The organism is Yinghuangia sp. ASG 101, from assembly GCF_021165735.1.
In the GTDB taxonomy this organism is placed as follows: Bacteria; Actinomycetota; Actinomycetes; order Streptomycetales; family Streptomycetaceae; genus Yinghuangia.
Genome location: NZ_CP088911.1, coordinates 5,553,794 through 5,576,363 on the forward strand (window position 1 = coordinate 5,553,794; position 22,570 = coordinate 5,576,363).

The following is a 22,570-nucleotide window of genomic DNA, read 5'->3' on the forward strand; positions in this document are numbered from 1 at the left end:
GCTCCGGCCACGCGAAGCGCCGCGACGGTCCGTTAAAGTGCGTCGTCAGCCGCCCCGGGCGTCGTGTCGATCGCGCTCGGCGGCCCAGTCGGCACCGGAAGCGGGGGAGCAGCCGGGTGAGTTCAGCAGTTGGCACCGTCGGCGCGGTCGGAAGCCCGGTCGCCGCACCGTCCGCCGTCACCGTCGGCACCGGGCTCGTCCGGGTCACCGTCGTCGCCCCGGACTGCCGCGTCGACGTCGCGTTGCCCGAGGACGTCCCGCTCGCCGACCTGTATCCCGAGATCCTGCGACTGACCGGTCGTACGCAGGCCTCCGGCGCGCCCACGGGGTTCCACTTGGCGCGGGTCGACGGCAGCGTCCTGGACAGCGCCCGGGCACTGAGCGCGCAGGCCGTCCACGACGGCGCCCTGCTGCGCTTCACCGCCCTCGCCGACGCCGCGCCCGCGCCCGTGTACGACGACGTCGCCGACGCGGTGGCCTCGTCCGTCACCGCCGACCACCGGCTGTGGTCGCCCGAGCTCCTGCGCCGCGCCGGCCTGGCGGGTGCCGCGGTGTTCCTGAGCCTGGCGCCCGTCGCGCTGTGGCGTACCGCCGAGCCCCATTCCGTCGCGGGCCTCCTCGCCGCCGCGCTGGCACTGGTGTCGGCCGCGGTCGCGGGAGCGCGCGCCCGGGTGTACGACGACGCGGACGCCGCCGCCGTCCTGGGCCTCGCGGCGCTGCCCAACGCCTTCTACGCGGGCCTCGGCGCGATCCGCCCCGAAGCGGGCGAGGGCCCCGGCCGCGTGCAGTTCGTCGCCGCGTGCGCCGCGGTCATGGTCGCCGCCGCGCTGATCGCCGTGCTGGTGCCCACCCGCAAGGCCACGTACGTCGCGGGCGTCGGGGCGGGTGCCGCGGGCATGCTCACGGCCTTCGGTCTGATCGCCGCCGACGCGTCCCCCCGCGACGCCGCGGCGGTCTCCGGCATCGCCGGCCTCGCCGCCGTCGGGTTCCTGCCGTCCTGGTCGGTGCGCCTGGCGCGGCTGCCCATCGGCTTCCTCCCGCCCGACGCGCCTCCCGCCGCGCGGGCCGCGGCCGACGACCCGGTCGACCACGAAGCGCTCGCGGCCCGCGCGCGGGCCGGCCACCAGACGCTCACCGGCCTCGTGGGAGCCTGCGCGGTCGTCGTCGCCGCGTCCGCGCTGCTGCTGGGGCACTCGTCCTCGGTGTGGTCGCAGGTGCTCACGGCGTCCCTCGGCATCGCGCTGCTGACGCGCGCGCGGCTCTTCCGGCACACCGCCCAGGTGGTCCTCCTGCTCGCCGCGGGCGCGCTGTCGCTGGCCTTCCTGTTCGCCGGCCTGATCCCGCAGGCCACCGACACCGAGCGGCAGGCCTGGCTCTTCGGCCTGATCGCGGCGATGGGCGCGGTGCCGGGCCTGATCGCGGTCACCGTCCCGGCGCGGGGGCTGTCGCCGTTCTGGGGCCGTGCGATGGACATCCTGGAAGGCATGCTGCTGACGGCGGTGATCCCGCTGTGCCTCGCGGTTCTCGGTGTTTACGGCACGCTCCGCAACATCACCGGATGAGACAGCGGCGACTGGGTGGCTCCGCGTCCTGCTAATGTGGTGTTCCCCACCGGACCTCAGGGTCCGGTGTGTGTGCTGCCCGAAGAAGCCGGGCGGCGCGCATGAGCCACCGAAGTTCCCCCGTGAAGCAGACCGGGGGCGCTCAACTTTTCACTCGAATGGAGCAGCAGTGTCGCTGGACGCCGCAACGAAGAAGAGCATCATGGCCGAGTACGCCACCAAGGAAGGCGACACCGGCTCCCCCGAGGTCCAGATCGCGCTGCTTTCCCGCCGCATCAACGACCTCACCGAGCACCTGAAGCAGCACAAGCACGACCACCACAGCCGCCGCGGCCTGCTGCTGCTCGTCGGTCAGCGCCGCCGCCTCCTGAAGTACCTGGCCAAGGTCGACATCGAGCGCTACCGCTCGCTGATCGCGCGCCTCGGGATCCGCGCCGGTTCGACGGGCGTTCGCTAAACACCACAGCGAAGGAGCGGCTTGCACCAAGCCGCTCCTTCGCCGTATCACGACGCGGTTTTCGGCCGCGGTTTTTGTAGGCTGTGCCCAGGGGCGCCGTGTGTGACACGGCGCCATCCGGGTCGGAAAGCCCCGCCGAACCGGCGACGGCTCCACCCGAACCGCACACCGGTTCGACAGTTCCACCGAACGCGGCGAGTTCTCCGGACCCCGCCGGGTTCACCGGTTCCACCGGATTCATCAGTACGAACACCGGGAGTGCCGCATCGCGGCACAGGCGTCGGCCCAAGGCGCCGGTCCTCGGTAGTGGCCCCCGGGGCCCGGCCGTCCGGCCGGAACCGACCCGGTGGCTTCGATCGAAGACCGGCCCGGCCGGAGCCCACTCGTCGTCGCGCACGGCGCGCACTCCCTTGACGCGACGAGGAGGGTGCCCCGTGGAGGGTACCGACATGACATTCGCCGAGGCCGTGATCGACAACGGCGGCTTCGGCACCCGTACTATCCGCTTCGAGACCGGCCGCCTGGCCCGCCAGGCGGCGGGGTCCGCGGTGGCCTACCTGGACGACGACACCATGGTGCTGTCGGCCACGACCGTGTCGAAGCGCCCGAAGGACCAGCTCGACTTCTTCCCCCTCACGGTGGACGTCGAGGAGCGCATGTACGCGGCCGGCAAGATCCCCGGCTCGTTCTTCCGCCGTGAGGGCCGGCCGTCCGAGGACGCCATCCTCACCTGCCGCCTGATCGACCGCCCGCTGCGCCCCTCCTTCGCGAAGGGCCTGCGCAACGAGATCCAGATCGTCGCGACGGTCATGGCGCTCAACCCCGACCACCTCTACGACGTCGTCGCCATCAACGCGGCCTCGATGTCGACGCAGCTGGCCGGGCTGCCGTTCTCCGGCCCGATCGGCGCCGTCCGCGTCGCACTGATCGACGGCCAGTGGGTGGCGTTCCCCACCCACAGCGAGCTGGAGCGCGCCGTCTTCGACATGGTCGTCGCCGGGCGCGTGCTGCCCGACGGCGACGTGGCGATCATGATGGTCGAGGCCGAGGCGACGACCACCACGACCGAGCTGATCAAGGGCGGTGCCGTCGCACCGACCGAGGAGATCGTCTCCGAGGGCCTGGAAGCGGCCAAGCCGTTCGTCAAGACCCTGTGCGCGGCCCAGGCCCGGGTCGCCGAGCAGGCCGCCAAGGAGACCGCCGAGTACCCCGTCTTCCTCGACTACCAGGAGGACGTGTACGAGGCGCTGGCCGCGTCCGTCACCGACGAGCTGGCCGCCGCGCTCACCATCGGCGGCAAGCAGGCCCGCGAGAGCGAGCTGGACCGCGTCAAGGACCTCGCCGCCGAGAAGCTGCTGCCGCAGTTCGAGGGCCGCGAGAAGGAGATCGGCGGGGCGTTCCGCGCGCTGACCAAGAAGCTCGTCCGGCAGCGCGTCCTGCGCGACAAGGTCCGCATCGACGGCCGCGGGCTCACCGACATCCGCACGCTCTCGGCCGAGGTCGAGGTCGTGCCGCGCGTGCACGGCTCGGCGCTGTTCGAGCGCGGGGAGACGCAGATCCTCGGCGTCACCACGCTCAACATGCTCCGCATGGAGCAGATGATCGACACGCTCAACCCCGAGACGCGCAAGCGCTACATGCACAACTACAACTTCCCGCCGTACTCGGTCGGCGAGACCGGCCGCGTCGGATCCCCGAAGCGCCGCGAGATCGGCCACGGCGCGCTCGCCGAGCGCGCCCTGCTGCCGGTGCTGCCGTCGCGCGAGGAGTTCCCGTACGCGATCCGCCAGGTCTCCGAGGCCCTCGGCTCGAACGGCTCGACCTCGATGGGCTCGGTCTGCGCGTCCACGATGTCGCTGCTCAACGCCGGTGTGCCGCTGCGCGCCCCGGTCGCGGGCATCGCGATGGGCCTGATCTCGGACGAGGTCGACGGCAAGACCGAGTACGTGACGCTGACCGACATCCTCGGTGCCGAGGACGCGTACGGCGACATGGACTTCAAGGTCGCCGGCACGAAGCAGTTCGTCACCGCGCTGCAGCTCGACACCAAGCTCGACGGCATCCCCGCCTCGGTGCTCGCCGCCGCGCTCAAGCAGGCCAAGGACGCGCGCCTGCACATCCTCGACGTGATGATGGAGGCCATCGACACGCCGGACGAGATGTCGCAGTACGCCCCGCGGATCATCACGGTGAAGATCCCGGTCGAGAAGATCGGCGAGGTCATCGGCCCGAAGGGCAAGATGATCAACCAGATCCAGGACGACACCGGCGCCGACATCACGATCGAGGACGACGGCACGATCTACATCGGTGCCGTCGACGGCCCGTCCGCCGAGGCCGCGCGGAACGTGATCAACCAGATCGCGAACCCGCAGATGCCCGAGGTCGGCGAGCGCTACCTCGGCACCGTCGTCAAGACCACGACGTTCGGCGCGTTCGTGTCGCTCATGCCGGGCAAGGACGGCCTGCTGCACGTCTCGCAGCTGCGCAAGATGGCCGGCGGCAAGCGTGTCGAGAACGTCGAGGACGTCGTCAAGGTCGGCGACAAGGTCCAGGTCGAGATCGCCGAGATCGACCAGCGCGGCAAGCTCTCGCTCGTCCCGGTCGTCGAGGGCGAGGAAGAGTCCGGAGACGACGCCGAGAAGTGACCAACACGGCTGACAGGAGCCCGGCCGCCGCCTTCGTGCAGCGGCCGGGCTCCACCAAAACCCTGCTCAAGGGCGACGACGGCGGAGTCGTCCGCCGCACCGTGCTCCCCGGCGGGCTCCGCATCGTGACCGAGGCGATGCCCGGTGTGCGCTCGGCGACCTTCGGCATCTGGGTCGGCGTCGGATCACGCGACGAGACCCCCGCGCTCGCCGGAGCCACGCACTACCTGGAGCACCTGCTCTTCAAGGGCACCGCCAAGCGCGACGCCCTGGAGATCTCCGCCGCGCTCGACGCGGTCGGCGGCGAGATGAACGCGTTCACCGCCAAGGAGTACACGTGCTACTACGCGCGCGTGCTCGACACCGACCTGCCGCTGGCCATCGACGTGGTCTCCGACATGGTGACCGCCTCGCTCATCCGCGCCGAGGACGTCGAGAGCGAGCGCGGTGTCGTCCTCGAAGAGATCGCCATGAACGAGGACGACCCCGGCGACCTCGTCCACGAGCTGTTCGCCGCGGCGCTGCTCGGCGACATGCCCCTCGGCCGCCCGGTCCTCGGCACCGTCGACTCCGTCAACGCCCTCACCCGCCCGCAGATCGCCGGCTACTACCGCCGCCGCTACCGGCCGCCGAACATGGTGGTCACCGCGGCCGGCAACGTCGACCACGGCAAAGTGGTCCGGTTGGTCAAGAACGCCTTCGCGGACGTCCCGGTCGACGCCGACGCGACACCGACACCCCCGCGCGGCGGCGTGCGGACGGTGCGCGGCGGCGGCAACATCCGCGTCCTCGAACGCCCCACCGAGCAGGCCCACCTGATACTGGGCATGCCGGGCGTCTCCCGCGCCGACGACCGCCGCTTCGCGCTCGCGGTGCTCAACGCCGCGCTCGGCGGCGGCATGAGTTCGCGCCTGTTCCAGGAGATCCGCGAGAAGCGCGGGCTCGCCTACTCCGTCTACTCGTACACGTCCGGCCACGCCGACCTCGGCATGTTCGGCGTGTACGCGGGCTGCCTCCCCGGCAAGGTCCACGAGGTGCTGCGCATCGTGCGCGGCGAACTCGACAAAGTGGTCGCGGACGGCATCACCGAAGAGGAACTGCGCCGGGCGATCGGCCAGTTGCACGGGTCGCTCGTGCTCGGCCTGGAGGACTCCGGGTCGCGGATGAGCCGCATCGGCAAAAGCGAACTCGTGCACGGCGAGCACCTCTCGGTCGACGACCAGCTCGCGATCATCGCAGCGGTCACCGGCGAGCAAGTCCGGGAGGTGGCGCGGGACGTCCTCGGGTCACGTCCTACGCTTGCCCTCGTCGGGCCGTTCCCCGACCCGGACGCGTTCGCCGCGGCGGTGTCCTGACCCTCCGCGACGCCCCCGGGCGCGCGCCGTACAGCACATACGAGGAGCCAAGCACATGACCGCGCTGCGGGTCGCCGTGATCGGGGCGAAGGGCCGAATGGGCGCCGAGGCGTGCGCGGCCGTGGAAGCGGCCGACGGACTCGAACTGGTCGCACGCGTCGACCTGGGCGACGCCCTCGACACCCTGGCCGAGGCGGGCACCCAGGTCGCCGTCGACTTCACCCATCCGGGTGTCGTCATGGACAACCTGGACTACTGCGTCCGCAACGGCATCCACGCCGTCGTCGGCACGAGCGGCTTCACGCCGGACCGCCTGGAGGCGGTGCGCGCGCGGCTCGCCGAGAACCCGTCCGTCGGCGTCCTCATCGCCCCGAACTTCGGCATCGGCGCCGTGCTGATGATGCAGTTCGCCGCGAAGGCCGCGCGGTTCTACGAGTCCGTCGAGATCGTCGAGCTGCACCACCCGAACAAGATCGACGCGCCCAGCGGCACCGCCCGGCGCACCGCCGAGCTCGTCGCCGAGGCACGCCGCGCCGCGGATCTCCCGCCGGTCCCGGACGCCACGTCCGACGACCCCGACGGGGCCCGCGGCGCGAAGGTCGACGGCATCCCCGTGCACGCCGTGCGCCTGCGCGGACTCGTCGCCCACCAGGAGGTCCTGCTCGGCGACGCGGGCGAGATGCTGACCATCCGCCACGACTCGTTCGAGCGCACCTCCTTCATGCCGGGCGTCATCCTGGGCGTCCGCCGGGTGGGCTCCGTACCCGGTCTCACACTGGGCCTGGAGCACTTCCTGGACCTGGACTAGGGGACGTGAGGACTGACACGCCCGTGAAACAACGCGTCACCGCCCTGGTCCTCATCGGGGTCCTGGTCTTCTACGTCCTGCTCGTCGGCAGCCGCGGCGTCATCGCCGTCAAGGACGGCCGCCCCACCGTCGTCCTCCTCGGGGTCGCCGTCCTGGCGATCCCCGCGGTGGGCGTCTGGTACATCTGGCGCGAGTTGCGCTTCGGCTTCACCATGCAGCAGCTCGCGCGGGAACTCGAGGCCGAGGGCGAGCTGCCCCTCGACAACCTCGAACGCACCCCCGACGGCCGCATCGATCGCAACGGGGCCGACGAGGCCTTCGCCAAGCGCAAGGCCGAGACCGAGGCCGACCCCGACAACTGGCGCGTCTGGTACCGCCTCGCCGTCGCCTACTCCGACGCCCGCGACAACGCCCGGGGGCGCAAGGCCATGCTCAAGGCCATCAAGCTCCACCGAGCCGAGCGGAGCGGCTGACCGTCACGTCACGTCCGTGTGCAGGCGCCACTCGCTGACCCGCTCGGCCCCGCGCTCGTCCACCTCCAACTCCCGCCGAGCCCCGTCGAGCGCCCACCCGGCGGCCTCCAGAAACCCCCGCAGCGGCGCGTCCGGCTCCAGCACCCACATCACCATCGCGGAGACCCCCTGCTCCCGCGCGTGCTCCACCGCGGCCGCCAGCAACCGCGACCCGTGCCCCCCGCGCTGCTCGTCGGGCGCGACCACCAGAATGCTCAACTCGGCGACCCCTGCGCCGAGATCGGGGTCCTGCGCCGGAACGACCGCCGCGAACCCGGCGGGCTCCTCACCCGCGCACGCCACCAGCACCCGGTGCAGCGCCGTCGGCGGATGCTCCGCCGCGTGCCCCCACCCCGCGGCCAGAACCTCCGGATCGAACGGCTCCAGCGCCGCCTCCGGCAGCACACCCTCGTACGCCTTCCGCCACGCGGTCGACTGGACCATCCCCAACGCGGGACCATCCGCCGCCCGTGCGGTCCGCACACTCACATCCGCCATGCCGACTCCTTCCAACGACGCCCTGCGGATTCTGCCGCGAACACCCCTCCCACGTCCGCGAATCGACACGCGCCCCCCAACCTCCGAACACCGAAGCGCCGACCCCACGCCCCGTGCCACCCTGTCCCCAACGCGTCCCCCCACCGAAAGGACCGCCCCATGCCCCCCCGGAAGTGGCGCACCCTCACCACCTGCGCGGCGCTACTACTGGCAACCACAGGCTGCGCCCTGGGCCCCACCATCAAAGACGCCCCCAAACAACCGGCAGCGGCCACTGCGGGGCCGACGGACAAGGGCACGAATGCGGCGCAAGCGCCGAATCCTTCCGGAGCGGACGCCCTGCCGTCGCCCGGGGTTCCCGCACCGCCGTCCACCGCCACGGAAAAGCCCAAGGTGCTGGTCGGGGCGGAGACTCCTGTGCGCTTCCGGGACGGAACCCAGGTGTGGATCGCCCGGGTCGGTGATGACACCAGCGCCGCCTCGGGGGAGCCACGCGCGGTTGTTGACGTGCGTATTGTCAACGGAAGTGGCGGCAAGCTGCGGCCTTACAGCATCACGTTGGAGCTGACGGTGTGTCCGGACGGGCGGAACGGGCGCTGCGTTCCCGGAGGGCGCACCGTGGGCGACAGTGAACCGATCGCGCCTGGTCAGTCGGGCCAGTCTCCCCGGTATTTCACACCGCCGGCGTCGGGCCTTCCGGAGCAGGTCACGGGCTACATCGAGTACAACTCCGAGCGTTTCGGGTTCGAGGGCCGTCGATCCTGACCGCGGTTGAATCCGGAACGGCGGTTGTCCGCTCAGCGGGGGGCGGCCGAGATCGGAACCGTGACTACAGTGGGGCGGGTGGATCCGAGGCTGGTCGGGTTCGCGTTGTCGGTGAGGGTCGGCTGAGGGGTAACTGGCGTGGCAGATGCGGTTCGTGAGTCCGAGGTTCGTTTTCGCAGTGATGTGACCGTGGAGTTGGTGAAGCACAGCGCCGGCGACCAGGACGTCCTGTGGGCCGCCAGGGTGTCGACCGCGGGGGAGAAGTCGCTCGACGAGCTGGGGAAGGACCCGGAGCGGTCCAAGGGGCTCATCAACTACTTGATGCGCGACAAGCACGGCAGCCCGTTCGAGCACAACTCGATGACGTTCTTCGTCAGTGCGCCGATCTTCGTGTTCCGGGAGTTCCACCGGCACCGGGTCGGGTGGTCGTACAACGAGGAGTCCGGCCGCTACCGCGAGCTGCAGCCGGTGTTCTATGTGCCGGCCGAGGAGCGCAGGCTGGTGCAGCGGGGCAAGCCGGGGGCGTACGAATTCGTGCCGGGGACGGCGGAGCAGCACAAGGTGGTGGGGGAGGCCGCCCGGGAGGCGTACGGGCAGGCGTACCGGGCCTACCGGGAGATGCTGGCGGAGGGCGTCGCCCGGGAGGTCGCGCGGACGGTGCTGCCGGTGGGGTTGTACTCGTCGATGTACGCGACCTGCAACGCCCGGTCACTGATGCACTTCCTGGGGTTGCGGACGCGCCACGACGACGCGGCGTATCCGTCGTTCCCGCAGCGGGAGATCGAGATGGTCGCGGAGAAGATGGAGGCGGCCTGGGCGGAGCTCATGCCGCTGACGTACGCCGCGTTCAATGCGAACGGGCGGGTCGCCCCCTGAGGCGCCGTGTGGTGCCTCGCTCCGCCTGATCGGGGCGCAGCGTAGGCCCCAATCGAACGCTATGCGCGGTTAAATCGGCACAAAGGGTGACATGCGGATTTTTTCGCGTCACTACCCGGCATTCTTCGCGCATGTGCCTGATACTGAAAAGGACCTCGGCGCTGCTTGAACCCCCGAGCAGGCAGCGCCGGGGTCCCTTCGCGTCTCCGGGGCGCGGTGCCGGTGCGATGGGGCCACGCGCGGGGCCGGACGCCGAGCCGGAGCCGCTGGTGGGGACCGGAATATGGGCCGCTACAGCCCTGTTGGCGCCGCGCCCGGTACCGTTTGGGGCATGGCTCCGACCTCCACCTCTCAGACCCCTTTCGGCAGGGTTCTCACCGCCATGGTGACGCCGTTCACCGCCGAAGGCTCGCTCGACCTGGACGCCGCTCAGCGCCTGGCCGTGCATCTCGTCGACGCCGGCAACGACGGCCTGGTTCTCAACGGCACCACGGGCGAGTCGCCCACCACCAGCGGCGCGGAGAAAGCCGCGCTGGTACGAGCCGTGGTGGAGGCCGTGGGCGAGCGCGCCTTCGTGGTCGCGGGAGCCGGGAGCAACGACACCGCGCGCAGTATCGAACTGGCGCGCGACGCGGAAGAGGCCGGAGCACACGGGCTGCTCATGGTGACGCCGTACTACAGCAAGCCCCCGCAGGAGGGGCTGTACCGGCACACGGTCACGGTCGCGGACGCGACCGGGCTGCCGATCATGCTGTACGACATCCCGGCGCGCACGGGTGTGCCGCTGGAGACGGAGACGATCGTCCGGCTGGCCGAGCACCCGAGGATCGTGGCGAACAAGGACGCGAAGGGCGACCTCAGCGCGGCGTCGTGGGTGCTCGCGCGCACGGGCCTGGCGGTCTACTGCGGTGACGACATCCTCAATCTGCCGCTGCTCTCGGTCGGTGCGGTCGGCTTCGTGAGCGTCGTCGGGCACGTCGTGGCGCCGGAGCTGCGCGCGATGGTGGACGCGTATCTGACCGGCGATGTCGCCAAGGCACGCGAGATCCACCAGGGTCTGCTGCCGGTCTACACGGGAATCTTCCGCACCCAGGGTGTGATTTTGAGCAAGGCCGCCCTGGCCGCGCAGGGCCTGATCACGGGCACGCTGCGACTGCCGCTGGTCGAGGCGACCCGCGAGCAGATCGATCAGCTGACGCAGGATCTCGCGGCGGGTGGGGTACAGCTGTAGGAAAGTGCCCGGGTGAGAGTACTTCTCGTCCGGGTTTGAACGCATCACTTGCGCGGGCCGCCCGATCTGATCGGGCGCGCCCGCGTGGCGAGGAGAGAACTTGAGTCATCCGCATCCGGAACTCGGACCTCCCCCGGAACTCCCCGAGGGCGGACTGCGCGTCATCCCTCTGGGCGGTCTCGGCGAGATCGGCCGGAACATGACCGTCTTCGAGTACGCCGGGCGGCTTCTGATCGTCGACTGCGGGGTGCTGTTCCCCGAGGAGGAGCAGCCCGGTGTCGACCTGATCCTGCCGGACTTCACCGCGATCCGGGACCGGCTGGACGACATCGAAGCGATCGTGCTGACCCACGCGCACGAGGACCATATCGGTGCCGTGCCCTACCTGTTGCGGGAAAAGGCCGACATTCCGCTGATCGGGTCGAAGCTGACCCTGGCGCTGATCGAGGCCAAGCTCAACGAGCACCGCATCCGCCCCTACACGCTCGAGGTCTCCGAGGGCGACCGCGAGCGCCTGGGGCCCTTCGACTGCGAGTTCATCGCGGTCAACCACTCGATTCCGGACGCGCTCGCGATGGCGATCCGGACGCCGGCCGGGCTCGTCGTCCACACCGGCGACTTCAAGATGGACCAGCTGCCGCTGGACGGGCGGCTGACCGACCTGCCGGCCTTCGCCCGTCTGGGTGAGGAGGGCATCGACCTGCTGCTGGCCGATTCGACGAATGCCGAGGTCCCCGGGTTCATCCCGCCCGAGCGCGATATCGCGGGCGTACTCGACCGGGTGTTCGCGGATGCCGACCAGCGCATCATCGTGGCCAGTTTCGCCAGCCACGTGCACCGCATCCAGCAGGTGCTGGACACGGCGTACGCGTACGAGCGCAAAGTCGCCTTCATCGGGCGCTCGATGGTCCGCAACATGGGGGTCGCGCGCGACCTCGGCTACCTCAAGGTGCCCGCGGGCCTCATCGTCGACGTCAAGACGCTCGACGACCTGCGCCCGGACGAGGTCGTGCTCGTGTGCACGGGGTCGCAGGGGGAGCCGATGGCCGCCCTGTCCCGGATGGCGAACCGCGACCACCAGCAGATCCGCATCGTCGAGGGGGACACGGTGGTGCTCGCGTCGTCGCTGATCCCCGGGAACGAGACCGCGGTCTTCCGGGTGATCAACGGGCTGACGCGCTGGGGCGCCAACGTCGTGCACAAGGGCAACGCCAAGGTGCACGTGTCCGGCCACGCGTCGGCGGGCGAGCTGCTGTATTTCTTCAACATCGCCAAGCCCCGCAACTTCATGCCGGTCCACGGTGAGTGGCGGCACCTGCGGGCGGCGGCCGAGCTCGCGCAGAAGACGGGCGTGCGCAAGGACCGCATCGTGATCGCCGAGGACGGCGTCGTGGTCGACCTGGTCGACGGTGTCGCGCGCGTCTCGGGCAAGGTGCAGGCCGGGTACGTGTACGTGGACGGCCTGTCGGTCGGCGACGTCACCGAGTCGTCGCTCAAGGACCGGCGCATTCTCGGTGACGAAGGCTTCGTGTCGGTCTTCCTGGTCGTCGACTCGTCGACGGGCAAGGTCGTCGGCGGGCCGCAGGTCACCGCGCGGGGGTCCGGAATCGACGACGCGAGGTTCGACGACGTCATCCCGCGCATCGAGGAAGTACTCACGCGCGCGGCGGCGGACGGGGTCGCCGAGCCGTATCAGCTGCAGCAGCAGGTGCGCCGCGTCGTCGGGAAGTGGGTCAGCGACACGTTCCGGCGGCGGCCGATGATCCTGCCGGTCGTCGTCGAGGTCTGACGGGGGAGATCCGGGGCCGAGGCCCCGGGGCCAAGGTGTGCGATCGGGCCCGCGCCGGTTCTCCGGTGCGGGCCGCGGTGTGATGAACACACCGCAGGGGTGTGCCTGTGGATAACCGCCGACACGGTTTCCGTGTCGCGCCCCACACTGACGGCATGCGGTGCGAACCAAGCCAGACGGCTTTCCTTTCCGGTCCTTTCACAGCAGCCTCCGCCGCCGAGCGGGGATACACCCTCGCGGTGATCCGGCGTTGGCTGCGCGACGGCGAAGTACGCCGTGTCCTCCAGGGCGTCTACATCGGCACCCACGTGCCCGACTCGCCGACCGTGCGCGCGCGAGCCGTCGCCGCGGTGGTCCCCGATGCCGTCATCTGCGGCCGAACCGCCGCCTGGCTGTGGGGAGTCACCGCCGCGGGCGACACCGGAGCCGACGGCCGCCCGCTCCCCGTCGAGTTCGTCGTGCCGACGATCACGACACCGCCCCGCCGCTCCGGATGCCTCGGCCGGAGCTGGACGTTGGAGAAGGGCGACATCACCACCGTCGCCGGGCTCACCGCGACGACCCCGCAGCGCACGGCCGCGGATGTCGGCCGCTCCGCGGGCGGCGAGGACGCGGTCGTGATCCTGGACGCGTTCCTGCGCCTGCGCCTCGTGACGCGAAGTCAACTCGTGGGCGCGATGGTGAGGTTCGCGGGATACGCGGGGGTGCGCGGGCTGGCGCACGCGGTGCGGCTCGCCGACGGGCGCAGCGCGGGCGCCGACGAAAGCCGCCTGCGGTACGCCCTGAGCGGTGCGGGGGCGCCGCCGCCGGAGCCGGGGTGGCGGGTGACGTCGGCGGCGGGGCGGTCCGTGCATCGCTTCGGGCTGGCCTGGCCGTTGCTTCGGCTGGGGGTCGATGTCACGGCCCCGCGGGGCGACCGTGCGGAGGCATGCGCCCGGCCTGCGGGGAGCGACGACGCCCCGCCGGCGATCCGCGTGCGCCGGCGCCACGTGGCGGGCCAGGCGTGGCGCGTCGTCGAATGCGACCCCGGCGTGCCGACGCACGACCGCGACGCCGTCGTGGCACGGATTCTCCGCGAACTGCGCGCGGCGGCCGACGCCGGCGCGCGGGCGGCGTGAGGAGCCGGGCGATGGCGCGATCGTGCGCGCAGGCGGGTGTCCGACGTGTCGGGAGGTCGCGTCGGACACCCCTGCCGGAGAGGGAGAAGCAGTGCGGCCCGAACGTCGCGGGCGCGGAGCGCTTCGAGCGCCGGGGCACCCCGGGCCCACGGCCGCCCGGACGCGTCCCCGAGGGCACGCCGACCGCTCAGCGGCCGGGGCCGGGGGCACCCCGTACCGCCGGACCCGTTCCCGGACGCCCGGTTCCCGGGAACCCGCGGCTGTCAGCGGTCGGCGACCCGGAGCACCAGGATCGCCATGTCGTCGCGGGCCGGTTCGGCGGCGAAGGCCTCCACCGCGCGGTGGACGCGCGCGGCCACCGCGCCGGCGGTCATGCCCGTGCATCCGGCGAGGACCGTGGCCAGGCCTTCGTCACCGAGCATGCGGGCGCCCTCACGGCGCTCGGTGACACCGTCGGTGACGCACAGCAGCACGTCGCCCGGATCGAGGTCGACGGTCTCGGATTCCAGGTCCACCTCGTCGAGGACGCCGAGCAGCGGTTGCGGTGTGGCGACCTGCTCCACCTGGCCGTCGGGACGCAGGCGCAAGGGGAGCGGATGTCCGGCCGACACGAGGTCGAGGCGGATCCCGCCCGCGTCCCGGTGCGAGATGTGGCCGTGCAGAAGCGTCAGGAAACGGCTTCGCGGCCCTTCGTCGAGGATCGCGGTGTTGAGGCGCTGGAGGACGGCGGGGATGGTCATGCCCTCGCCGGCCAGGAGCCGCAGCGCCTGGCGGGCGAGCCCGGTGACGGCGGCGGCCTCGGGCCCGGTGCCGCAGACGTCGCCGATCGCGAAGCCCCACAGGTCGGGCCGGATGGTGAACAAGTCGTAGAAGTCGCCCCCGACTTCGTTGCTCTCACCGGACGCCTGGTACACCACCTCGATGTCGAGGCCCGGGACGCGCGGCAGTTCCGGCGGCAGGAGGCTGCGCTGCAGGGCCTGGCTGGTGGCGCTGCGCTCGGAGTAGAGGCGCGCGTTGTCCATCGCCAGGGCCGCGCGCCGGGAGAGATCCTCGGCGAGTTCGAGGGTTTCGCGCCGGAAGCGCTCGCCCGCCGAGTTCCCGAGGGTGAGCATGCCGATGCCACGCCCGCGCGCGACGAGCGGCAGCGAGACGGTCTCGCCGGTGACCAGGTCCTCGTGCTGGGTCGCCGCTTCCGGCCCCAGCCGGCGCAGGCCGGGCCAGGGGCGTGCGCCGGGAGTGGCGTGGCCGCGCGGCGGATCGGTCTTGTTGAGGAGGTCGCGCAGGTCGTCGATCCGGCTTTCGTCGGTGTGCCAGACGCAGCTCAGCACCGGTTCCTGCCCCTCGGCCACGGTGTGTACGGCACACCAGGTCGCCAGGCGCGGGACGACGATCTGGGCGACCATCGCCAGCGTCATCTCGGGATCGAGCGTTCCCGCGAGGAGGTCCGAGGCCTCGGCCAGGAAGGAGAGCGAGCCTCGGCGGACGCGTTCGAGCTCGGAGAGCCTGGCGCTCTCCACGGACAGCGAGATCCGGTCGGCGGCGCGCTGCAGCCGGGCCGCCGCGTCGTTGTCGAAGTGCGTGCTCGACTCCGACGCGACGCCGAGCGTCCCGGTGAGCCGGCCCTCCACCTTCAGCGGAGCGGTCACCGCGGAGCGCATGCCCGTGTCGGCGAGGAGCGGGACGGCGCCGCGCACCGCGTCGGCGTCGTCGTGGACGGCCGGCATGCGTGCCGTGCCGAACCGGCCGGCCGCGTTGTCGACGGGGACACGGGCGTACCGCTGGTGGCTTCCGCCCAGGCCGGTGGTGGCGCGTACCTCCATCTCGCTCTCGTCGTCGGTTGCGATGAGGACGAACGCGGCGTCGCCGTCGAGCAGGTCGCGGGCGCGCTCGATGGCGCGTTGCAGGAGTTCGTCGAGACCGGAGCGCCCGGGGCCTTCGAGGCCGTCCCATTCGCTGTCGGTCGGCGGCGGCACGGGGGTGCGTCCGGCCGCCGCGGCGGCGCGGTTCTCCAGCACGGCCCGAGCGCGTGCCGGGACCGCGAGCAGGACCAGCGACGGATTGTCCGAGGCGTCACGCAGGCGGACGTGCGAGGCGAACACGCGCACCGGCCGCCCCTCGCCGTGCCGGATGTCGTACATGCCCTGCCAGCGCGAGAGTTCGAGCATCGCGGCGAAAGGCAGGTCGGTGTCCGAGACGTCGGGGGTGTGCGGCCAGTCGACCAGTTCGGAGAGCCGCATCCCGACGGCTTCCTGGGCCGAGCGCCCGAACAGATCGGCGGCGTCGACGTTCCAGTGCGTGACGCGCTGGTGGGCGTCGGCGTGCACGACCGCGACCCGCACCGGGGTGTCCGCGCCGGGCAGCACATGCGTCGGCAGCGTCGGGCCCGCGAGGCTGGTGCTCGAACCACCGTCCGGCAGATCGAGCCGGAACCAGACCTGCTTGACCGATTTCGTGTACTCGACGCCCCACGCGGCGGCGATCGACGCGGAGAGGAACAGGCCGCGCCCGCTCTCGTCGTCGCTGTCGAACGCCCCGACGGAGGCCGGCAGTTCCAGGGTCGGGTAGCGGTCGACGACCTCGATCTGCACCGCGCCGTCGTAGCGCACGCACGAGACCTCGGTCGCGGTTCCCGCGTGCACGATCGCGTTGGTCACCAGCTCGCTGACCAGGAGCACCGCGTCGTCGACGACCGCTATCGCGTCCCACTCGGTCAGGGTCTGCCGGACGAACGAACGCGCGGCGGCCACCGACCGGCCCTCGGGGGCGAACGCAGCGCTTACTCTCGCGGTGACGACCATTTCGCTTTCCGGATCCATACACTCCCGCATCCTGCGTCGTGCGGTGGCTGCGGTGGCGTGACCGCGCTGCCTTTCTCGTTCTCCTGCCGTGTGCGAGGCGGTCTCATGGCAGCTCCGCACATTACCGGTTCCGCGTGTCGGGGGAGCAGGCCCGGGACAACATTGCCCCGTGCGTGGGCGCATCGGGCCCGCGGACTCCGCAGTGCGTTCGACGCGATGGTGGAAGACTTGCGTCCATCAGCGGCGAACGCCTCGCTCCGGGCCGACGAACCGGGACGAGCAGGGCGGGTGCCGGGGCCGGGTGGAGGAATTTTCGATATGGCGAACGCTTCCCAGCGGGACGGACGCGCCGCGACGGCGGCGAAGGGTGCGGCGAAGTCCGCGGCCGGGACCGGGCCCAAGGCATCGGGCAAGGGCACCCGACGTGCCGACGCCCCGAATGCGGGTGGAAGCACCCCACGGGGGGAGGCCGCGGCGCGTGGCGGGAAGTCCCGTTCGAGCCGGGACGAAGAGCGCGAGCTGCGGCAACTCCTCGACGCGCTCACCGCCGTCCGCGACGGCAATTTCCGCCGTCGGCTCACGGTGTCCGGCAACGGGATCATGAGCGAGATCGCCGCGGTGTTCAACGACGTCGTGGACCGCAACCAGCACCTGGCCGCCGAGCTGGCCCGCGTGCGCCGCGTGGTGGGCCGCGAGGGGAAGCTGAGCGAGCGCTTCGTCCCCGGGCCGGGCGAGGGCGCGTGGGCGACGAGCTTCGACGCGGCCAACGCCCTCGTGGACGACCTGGTGCGCCCGACCGTCGAGGTCGGCCGCGTCCTCGCCGCGGTCGCCGAGGGCGACCTGTCCCAGCGCATGGACCAGCGGATCGGCGAGCAGCCGCTGCGCGGTGAGTTCCGGCACATGGGCCGCACTGTCAACGGCCTGGTCGACCAACTGTCGGCGTTCGCCGACGAGGTGACGCGCGTGGCCCGCGAGGTGGGCACCGAGGGCAAGCTCGGCGGGCAGGCGCAGGTCCGGGGCGTGACCGGGAGCTGGAAGGACCTCACCGAGTCCGTCAACACGATGGCGAGCCGGCTGACGCTCCAGGTCCGCGACATCGCGCTGGTGACCACCGCGGTGGCGAGGGGCGATCTCGGGCGCAAGGTGACCGTCGAGGTCGCCGGCGAGATGCTGGAGCTCAAGAACACCGTCAACACGATGGTCGACCAGTTGTCCGGCTTCGCGTCGGAGGTGACGCGGGTCGCCCGCGAGGTGGGCACCGAGGGCCGCCTCGGCGGCCAGGCCCGGGTGCCCGGGGTCGCCGGCACCTGGAAGGACCTCACCGACTCCGTCAACACCATGGCGGGCAACCTCACCGCCCAGGTGCGCGACATCACCCAGGTGACCACCGCGGTGGCGTACGGCGACCTGTCCCAGACGATCATGGTCTCGGCGCGCGGCGAGATGGCCCAGCTCGCCGAGACGATCAACTCGATGACCGGGACGCTGCGCACGTTCGCGTCCGAGGTGACGCGGGTGGCCAGCGAGGTCGGGTTCGAGGGCCGGCTCGGCGTGCAGGCGCAGGTCCCGGGGGGCGCGGGCATCTGGAACGACCTGACCGACTCGGTGAACACCGCGTTCTTCAACCTGACCGCGCAGGTGCGTGACATCGCGCAGGTCACCACCGCGGTCGCGCAGGGCGATCTGTCGCAGAAGATCACGGTCGACGTGTCCGGCGAGATGCTGGAGCTCAAGAACACCGTCAACACGATGGTCGACCAGTTGTCGGCGTTCGCGTCCGAGGTGACGCGCGTCGCCCGCGAGGTCGGCAGCGACGGCATCCTCGGCGGCCAGGCCCAGGTGCCCGGGGTCGCCGGGACGTGGAAGGACCTCACCGATTCGGTGAACTTCATGGCCGGCAACCTGACCGGCCAGGTCCGCAACATCGCCGAAGTCTCCACCGCGGTCGCCCGCGGTGACCTGTCGCAGAAGATCACGGTCGACGTGTCCGGCGAGATGCTGGAGCTGAAGGAGACCGTGAACACGATGGTCGATCAGTTGTCGGCGTTCGCGTCGGAGGTGACGCGTGTCGCCCGTGAGGTCGGCAGCGACGGCATCCTCGGCGGGCAGGCGCGCGTCGTCCCGGGGGTCGCCGGTGTGTGGCTCGACCTGACCGATTCGGTGAACTTCATGGCCGGCAACCTGACCGGCCAGGTCCGCAACATCGCCGACGTCACCACGGCGGTCGCGCGCGGCGACCTGTCGAAGAAGATCGACGTCGACGCCCGCGGCGAGATCCTCGAACTCAAGAACACCGTGAACACGATGGTCGATCAGTTGTCGGCGTTCGCGTCCGAGGTGACGCGCGTCGCCCGCGAGGTGGGCACCGAGGGCATCCTCGGCGGGCAGGCGCAGGTCCTCGGCCTCGGCGGCGTATGGCGCGACCTGACCTACTCGGTGAACTTCATGGCCGGCAACCTCACGGGCCAGGTGCGCAGCATCGCGCAGGTCGCCAACGCCGTCGTACGCGGCGACCTGTCGCAGAAGATCACCGTCGACGCGCGCGGCGAGATCCTCGAGCTGAAGACGACGATCAACACGATGGTCGAGCAGCTGTCGGCGTTCGCCGGCGAGGTGACGCGCGTCGCCCGCGAGGTCGGCACCGAGGGCCGTCTCGGCGGCCAGGCGGACGTCAAGGGCGTCCTGGGGACGTGGAAGGACCTCACCGAGTCCGTCAACGTCATGGCGAGCAACCTGACGGGTCAGGTGCGCAGCATCGCCGAGGTGACCACGGCGGTGGCCCGGGGCGACCTGACGCAGAAGATCATGGTCGACGCGCGCGGCGAGATCCTGGAGCTGAAGGACACCATCAACACGATGGTCGACCAGCTGTCGGCCTTCGCGGACGAGGTGACGCGGGTCGCGCGCGAGGTCGGCACCGAGGGCATCCTCGGCGGCCAGGCCCGCGTGCGCGGCGTGTCCGGGACGTGGAAGGACCTGACCGACAACGTCAACTCGATGGGCAACAACCTGACGAGCCAGGTCCGCAACATCGCCCAGGTCGCCACCGCGGTCGCCGGAGGCGACCTGTCGCAGAAGATCACCGTCGACGCGCGCGGCGAAGTGCTCGAGCTCAAGAACACCATCAACACGATGGTGGACACCCTCAGCTGGTTCGCGGACGAGGTGACGCGGGTCGCGCGCGAGGTCGGCACCGAGGGCATCCTCGGCGGCCAGGCGCACGTGCCGGGCGTGTCCGGGACGTGGAAGGACCTGACCGACAACGTCAACTCGATGGCCGACAACCTGACCGGCCAGGTGCGCAGCATCGCCGAGGTGACCACGGCGGTCGCCGACGGTGACCTGTCGCAGAAGATCACCGTCGACGCGCGCGGCGAGATTCTGGAGCTGAAGACCACGATCAACACGATGGTCGACCAGCTCTCGGCGTTCGCCGGCGAGGTGACGCGCGTCGCGCGCGAGGTCGGGACGGACGGCATCCTCGGCGGCCAGGCCGAGGTGGAGGGCGTCTCGGGGACCTGGAAGCAGCTCACCGAGAACGTCAACGAGCTGGCGGGCAACCTGACCCGGCAGGTGCGGGCGATCGCCGAGGTCGCCACCGCGGTGACCCGCGGCGACCTGACGCTCCAGATCGACGTCGACGCGCGCGGCGAGATTCTGGAGCTCAAGGACAACGTCAACCAGATGATCGCCAACCTGGGCCAGACCACCCGGGCCAACCAGGAGCAGGACTGGCTCAAGACCAACCTGGCCCGCATCTCCGGCCTCATGCAGGGCCGCCGGGACCTGATGGCGGTCGCGGCGCTCATCATGAGCGAGCTGACCCCGGTGGTCTCCGCACAGCACGGCGCGTTCTTCCTCGCCGAGCCGACCGTCGAGGACCGCATCGAACTGCGCCTGATCGCCAGCTACGGCTACCAGAACGGCGGCGCTCCCACGCGCTTCCGGCTCGGCCAGTCCCTCGTCGGGCAGGCGGCGCTGGAGAAGCGCTCGATCCTGGTCGAGCAGGCACCGCCCGGCTACATCAAGATCTCGTCCGGGCTCGGCGAGTCGTCCCCCGTCAACGTGGTCGTGCTGCCCGTGCAGTTCGAGGACCAACTGCTCGGCGTCCTCGAACTCGCGTCGTTCAGCGCGTTCACGCAGGTGCACCGCAACTTCCTGGAACAGCTCATCGAGCAGATCGGCGTCACGGTCAACACGATCATGGCGAACTCGCGTACCGAGATGCTGCTCGCCGAGTCGCAGCGGCTCACCGAGGAGCTTCAGGAGCGTTCGGAGGAACTCCAGCGCCAACAGGGCGAGTTGCGCCACTCCAATGCGGAGCTGGAGGACAAGGCGGCGCTGCTCGCGCGGCAGAACCGCGACATCGAGATCAAGACGAACGAGATCGAGCACGCCCACAAGGTCCTCGAAGAGCGCGCCGAACAGCTCGCGTTGTCGTCGCGCTACAAGTCCGAGTTCCTGGCGAACATGTCGCACGAGCTGCGCACGCCGCTCAACAGCCTGCTGATCCTCGCGAAGCTGCTCGCCGACAACGTCGACGGCAACCTGACCCGCAAGCAGGTCGAGTTCTCCGAGACGATCCACGCGGCCGGATCGGACCTGCTCCAGCTGATCAACGACATCCTGGACCTGTCGAAGGTGCAGGCGGGCAAGATGGACGTCCGTCCCGCCCGCATCGCGATCGTGCAGCTCATGGACTACGTCGAGGCGACCATCCGGCCGCTGACCGCCGAGAAGGGCCTGGACTTCACGGTCCACGTCTCGCCCGAGGTCCCCGCGACGCTCTTCACCGACGAGCAGCGCCTCCAGCAGGTGCTGCGCAACCTCCTGTCGAACGCCGTCAAGTTCACCGACGCCGGCTCGGTGGAGGTGGTGATCCGCATCACGGACGACATCCCGGTCCGCGGCGGTGATCTCGAACACGCCGACCAGGCGATCGCCTTCTCCGTCGTCGACACCGGGATCGGTATCGCGGAGGACAAGCTCCGGGTCATCTTCGAGGCGTTCCAGCAGGCGGACGGCACCACGAGCCGCCGCTACGGCGGCACCGGCCTCGGGTTGTCGATCAGCCGCGAGATCGCCTGGCTGCTCGGCGGCGAGATCCACGCCGAGAGCGAGCCCGGGCGCGGCAGCACGTTCACGCTCTACGTGCCGCTCGACAACGTCCTCGCCGAGGACGACACCACCCCCGTGGGGGCCGTGCTCGCGCGCCAGGTCGGCCAGGAGAGCGCGGGGGAGGCGAACGCCGACCGGCCCGGTCCGCGCGCGCTGCCGCCGGCCGCGCCTCCGGCGGCGGAGCCGCGGCTGCCTGAGGCCGAGTCGGTGCCGAGCCGGGTCCTCGCCATCGAGGAGCCGCAGCCGGGAGGCGGGCCGATCGTCACCACGCTCGCCGGGCTCGGCGACCGGGTCGAGGTCGCCACGGCCGCGACACCGGCCGAGGCCGCCGCGGCGATCGAGCTGTTCGTCCCCGGGTGCATCGTGGTCGACCTGCGCCTGGCCGACGACGGCGCGTGGCGCCTGCTGGACACCCTGGTGGACCGCGCCGACCTGGACAACGTGCCGGTGCTGGTCAACATGCCGTCGCGCCCGAGCCGTTCGGAGGCCGCCCGCCTTCGCGGCTACCGCCGCCGGATCCCCCTGCTGCACCGCGTCTCGACCCCCGACGCGCTCGCCGGGATAGTGACGGAGGCCACATCCGCGGTGGAGGCGCAGCCCAAGCCGACGGTCCACCCGTTCGAGGGGACTTTCCACGGCGAGAAGGTGCTGATCGTCGACGACGACGTGCGCAATGTGTTCGCTCTCACCAGCGTGCTGGAGCAGCACGGCCTGGTCGTCACATACGCCGAGAACGGCCGCGAGGGCATCGAGAAGCTGCAGTCGCAGGTCGACATCAGGATCGTCCTGATGGACATCATGATGCCGGAGATGGACGGCTACGCCACGACGGCGGCGATCCGGCGCATGCCGCAGTACGCGGGGCTGCCGATCATCGCGCTCACCGCGCAGGCGATGAAGGGCGACCAGGCCAAGAGCATCGCGTCCGGTATGTCAGACTATGTCGCGAAGCCGGTGGACACCTCGCACCTGCTCGGGCTGATCCGCACGTGGTTGGACCAATGACCCCGCGGGCGCGCCCCAGGTGTTGTCCAT

14 protein-coding genes are annotated in these 22,570 nt (G+C 71.1%); 12 read left to right on the forward strand and 2 right to left on the reverse strand.

The window, feature by feature from the left end; translation table 11 throughout:
* The first annotated feature begins 116 nt into the window (after window positions 1–116).
* The 6 genes from eccD to LO772_RS23865 all read left to right on the forward strand — a co-directional run bounded on the left by eccD (window position 117) and on the right by LO772_RS23865 (window position 7,303).
* The gene (gene eccD / locus LO772_RS23840; protein ID WP_231774069.1) at window positions 117–1,562 is read left to right on the forward strand and encodes a type VII secretion integral membrane protein EccD; all 1,446 of its coding nucleotides are present in this window, start codon (window positions 117–119) and stop codon (window positions 1,560–1,562) included.
* Window positions 1,563–1,731: 169 nt separating this feature from the next.
* Window positions 1,732–2,019: a 30S ribosomal protein S15 gene (gene rpsO, locus LO772_RS23845; protein WP_231774070.1), complete on the forward strand. Its 288-nt coding sequence runs from the start codon at window positions 1,732–1,734 to the stop codon at window positions 2,017–2,019.
* Between the two features lie 449 nt (window positions 2,020–2,468).
* On the forward strand, window positions 2,469–4,667 hold the full coding sequence (locus LO772_RS23850) for a polyribonucleotide nucleotidyltransferase (protein ID WP_231779693.1): 2,199 nt from the start codon (window positions 2,469–2,471) through the stop codon (window positions 4,665–4,667).
* Complete coding sequence (locus tag LO772_RS23855; protein WP_231774071.1) at window positions 4,664–6,022, forward strand: M16 family metallopeptidase; 1,359 nt, start codon at window positions 4,664–4,666, stop codon at window positions 6,020–6,022. Before LO772_RS23850 ends, LO772_RS23855 begins: the two co-directional genes overlap by 4 nt.
* Before the next feature lie 55 nt (window positions 6,023–6,077).
* Window positions 6,078–6,830: a 4-hydroxy-tetrahydrodipicolinate reductase gene (dapB, locus tag LO772_RS23860; protein ID WP_231774072.1), complete on the forward strand. Its 753-nt coding sequence runs from the start codon at window positions 6,078–6,080 to the stop codon at window positions 6,828–6,830.
* 23 nt (window positions 6,831–6,853) lie between these two features.
* Complete coding sequence (locus LO772_RS23865) at window positions 6,854–7,303, forward strand: hypothetical protein (protein ID WP_231774073.1); 450 nt, start codon at window positions 6,854–6,856, stop codon at window positions 7,301–7,303.
* A 3-nt stretch (window positions 7,304–7,306) separates the two neighbouring features.
* Here LO772_RS23865 and LO772_RS23870 read toward each other — a convergent pair whose 3' ends face one another.
* The gene (locus LO772_RS23870) at window positions 7,307–7,840 is read right to left on the reverse strand and encodes a GNAT family N-acetyltransferase (RefSeq protein WP_231774074.1); all 534 of its coding nucleotides are present in this window, start codon (window positions 7,838–7,840) and stop codon (window positions 7,307–7,309) included.
* 159 nt (window positions 7,841–7,999) lie between these two features.
* On the opposite strand from LO772_RS23870, the gene LO772_RS23875 reads away from it, so the two are divergent.
* The 5 genes from LO772_RS23875 to LO772_RS23895 all read left to right on the forward strand — a co-directional run bounded on the left by LO772_RS23875 (window position 8,000) and on the right by LO772_RS23895 (window position 13,619).
* Window positions 8,000–8,605, forward strand: coding sequence for a hypothetical protein (locus tag LO772_RS23875; RefSeq protein ID WP_231774075.1), 606 nt, complete (start codon window positions 8,000–8,002; stop codon window positions 8,603–8,605).
* A 138-nt stretch (window positions 8,606–8,743) separates the two neighbouring features.
* Window positions 8,744–9,481 (forward strand): FAD-dependent thymidylate synthase, encoded by a 738-nt coding sequence (gene thyX, locus LO772_RS23880; RefSeq protein WP_231774076.1) that lies wholly within the window; start codon window positions 8,744–8,746, stop codon window positions 9,479–9,481.
* A gap of 331 nt (window positions 9,482–9,812) precedes the next feature.
* Window positions 9,813–10,712, forward strand: coding sequence for a 4-hydroxy-tetrahydrodipicolinate synthase (gene dapA, locus LO772_RS23885; RefSeq protein ID WP_231774077.1), 900 nt, complete (start codon window positions 9,813–9,815; stop codon window positions 10,710–10,712).
* Window positions 10,713–10,812: 100 nt separating this feature from the next.
* Entirely contained in the window at window positions 10,813–12,501 is a 1,689-nt protein-coding gene (locus tag LO772_RS23890) for a ribonuclease J (protein ID WP_231774078.1), read from the forward strand.
* Between the two features lie 239 nt (window positions 12,502–12,740).
* Window positions 12,741–13,619: a hypothetical protein gene (locus LO772_RS23895; protein WP_231774079.1), complete on the forward strand. Its 879-nt coding sequence runs from the start codon at window positions 12,741–12,743 to the stop codon at window positions 13,617–13,619.
* 263 nt (window positions 13,620–13,882) lie between these two features.
* Here the strand turns inward: LO772_RS23895 and LO772_RS23900 are convergent, their stop codons facing one another.
* Entirely contained in the window at window positions 13,883–16,435 is a 2,553-nt protein-coding gene (locus LO772_RS23900) for a SpoIIE family protein phosphatase (RefSeq protein WP_231774080.1), read from the reverse strand.
* A 300-nt stretch (window positions 16,436–16,735) separates the two neighbouring features.
* Between LO772_RS23900 and LO772_RS23905 the strand changes: the two genes are divergently transcribed.
* Complete coding sequence (locus LO772_RS23905) at window positions 16,736–22,540, forward strand: HAMP domain-containing protein (RefSeq protein ID WP_231774081.1); 5,805 nt, start codon at window positions 16,736–16,738, stop codon at window positions 22,538–22,540.
* The last annotated feature ends 30 nt before the right edge of the window (window positions 22,541–22,570 follow it).

Bases quoted from the DNA above. Each gene is read 5' to 3' on its own strand.
- LO772_RS23905 (WP_231774081.1), top strand. From the start codon at position 16,736: ATGGCGAACGCTTCCCAGCGGGACGGACGCGCCGCGACGGCGGCGAAG.
- dapB (WP_231774072.1), top strand. From the start codon at position 6,078: ATGACCGCGCTGCGGGTCGCCGTGATCGGGGCGAAGGGCCGAATGGGC.
- LO772_RS23870 (WP_231774074.1), bottom strand. From the start codon at position 7,840: ATGGCGGATGTGAGTGTGCGGACCGCACGGGCGGCGGATGGTCCCGCG.
- dapA (WP_231774077.1), top strand. From the start codon at position 9,813: ATGGCTCCGACCTCCACCTCTCAGACCCCTTTCGGCAGGGTTCTCACC.
- LO772_RS23875 (WP_231774075.1), top strand. From the start codon at position 8,000: ATGCCCCCCCGGAAGTGGCGCACCCTCACCACCTGCGCGGCGCTACTA.
- LO772_RS23900 (WP_231774080.1), bottom strand. From the start codon at position 16,435: ATGGATCCGGAAAGCGAAATGGTCGTCACCGCGAGAGTAAGCGCTGCG.
- LO772_RS23850 (WP_231779693.1), top strand. From the start codon at position 2,469: ATGACATTCGCCGAGGCCGTGATCGACAACGGCGGCTTCGGCACCCGT.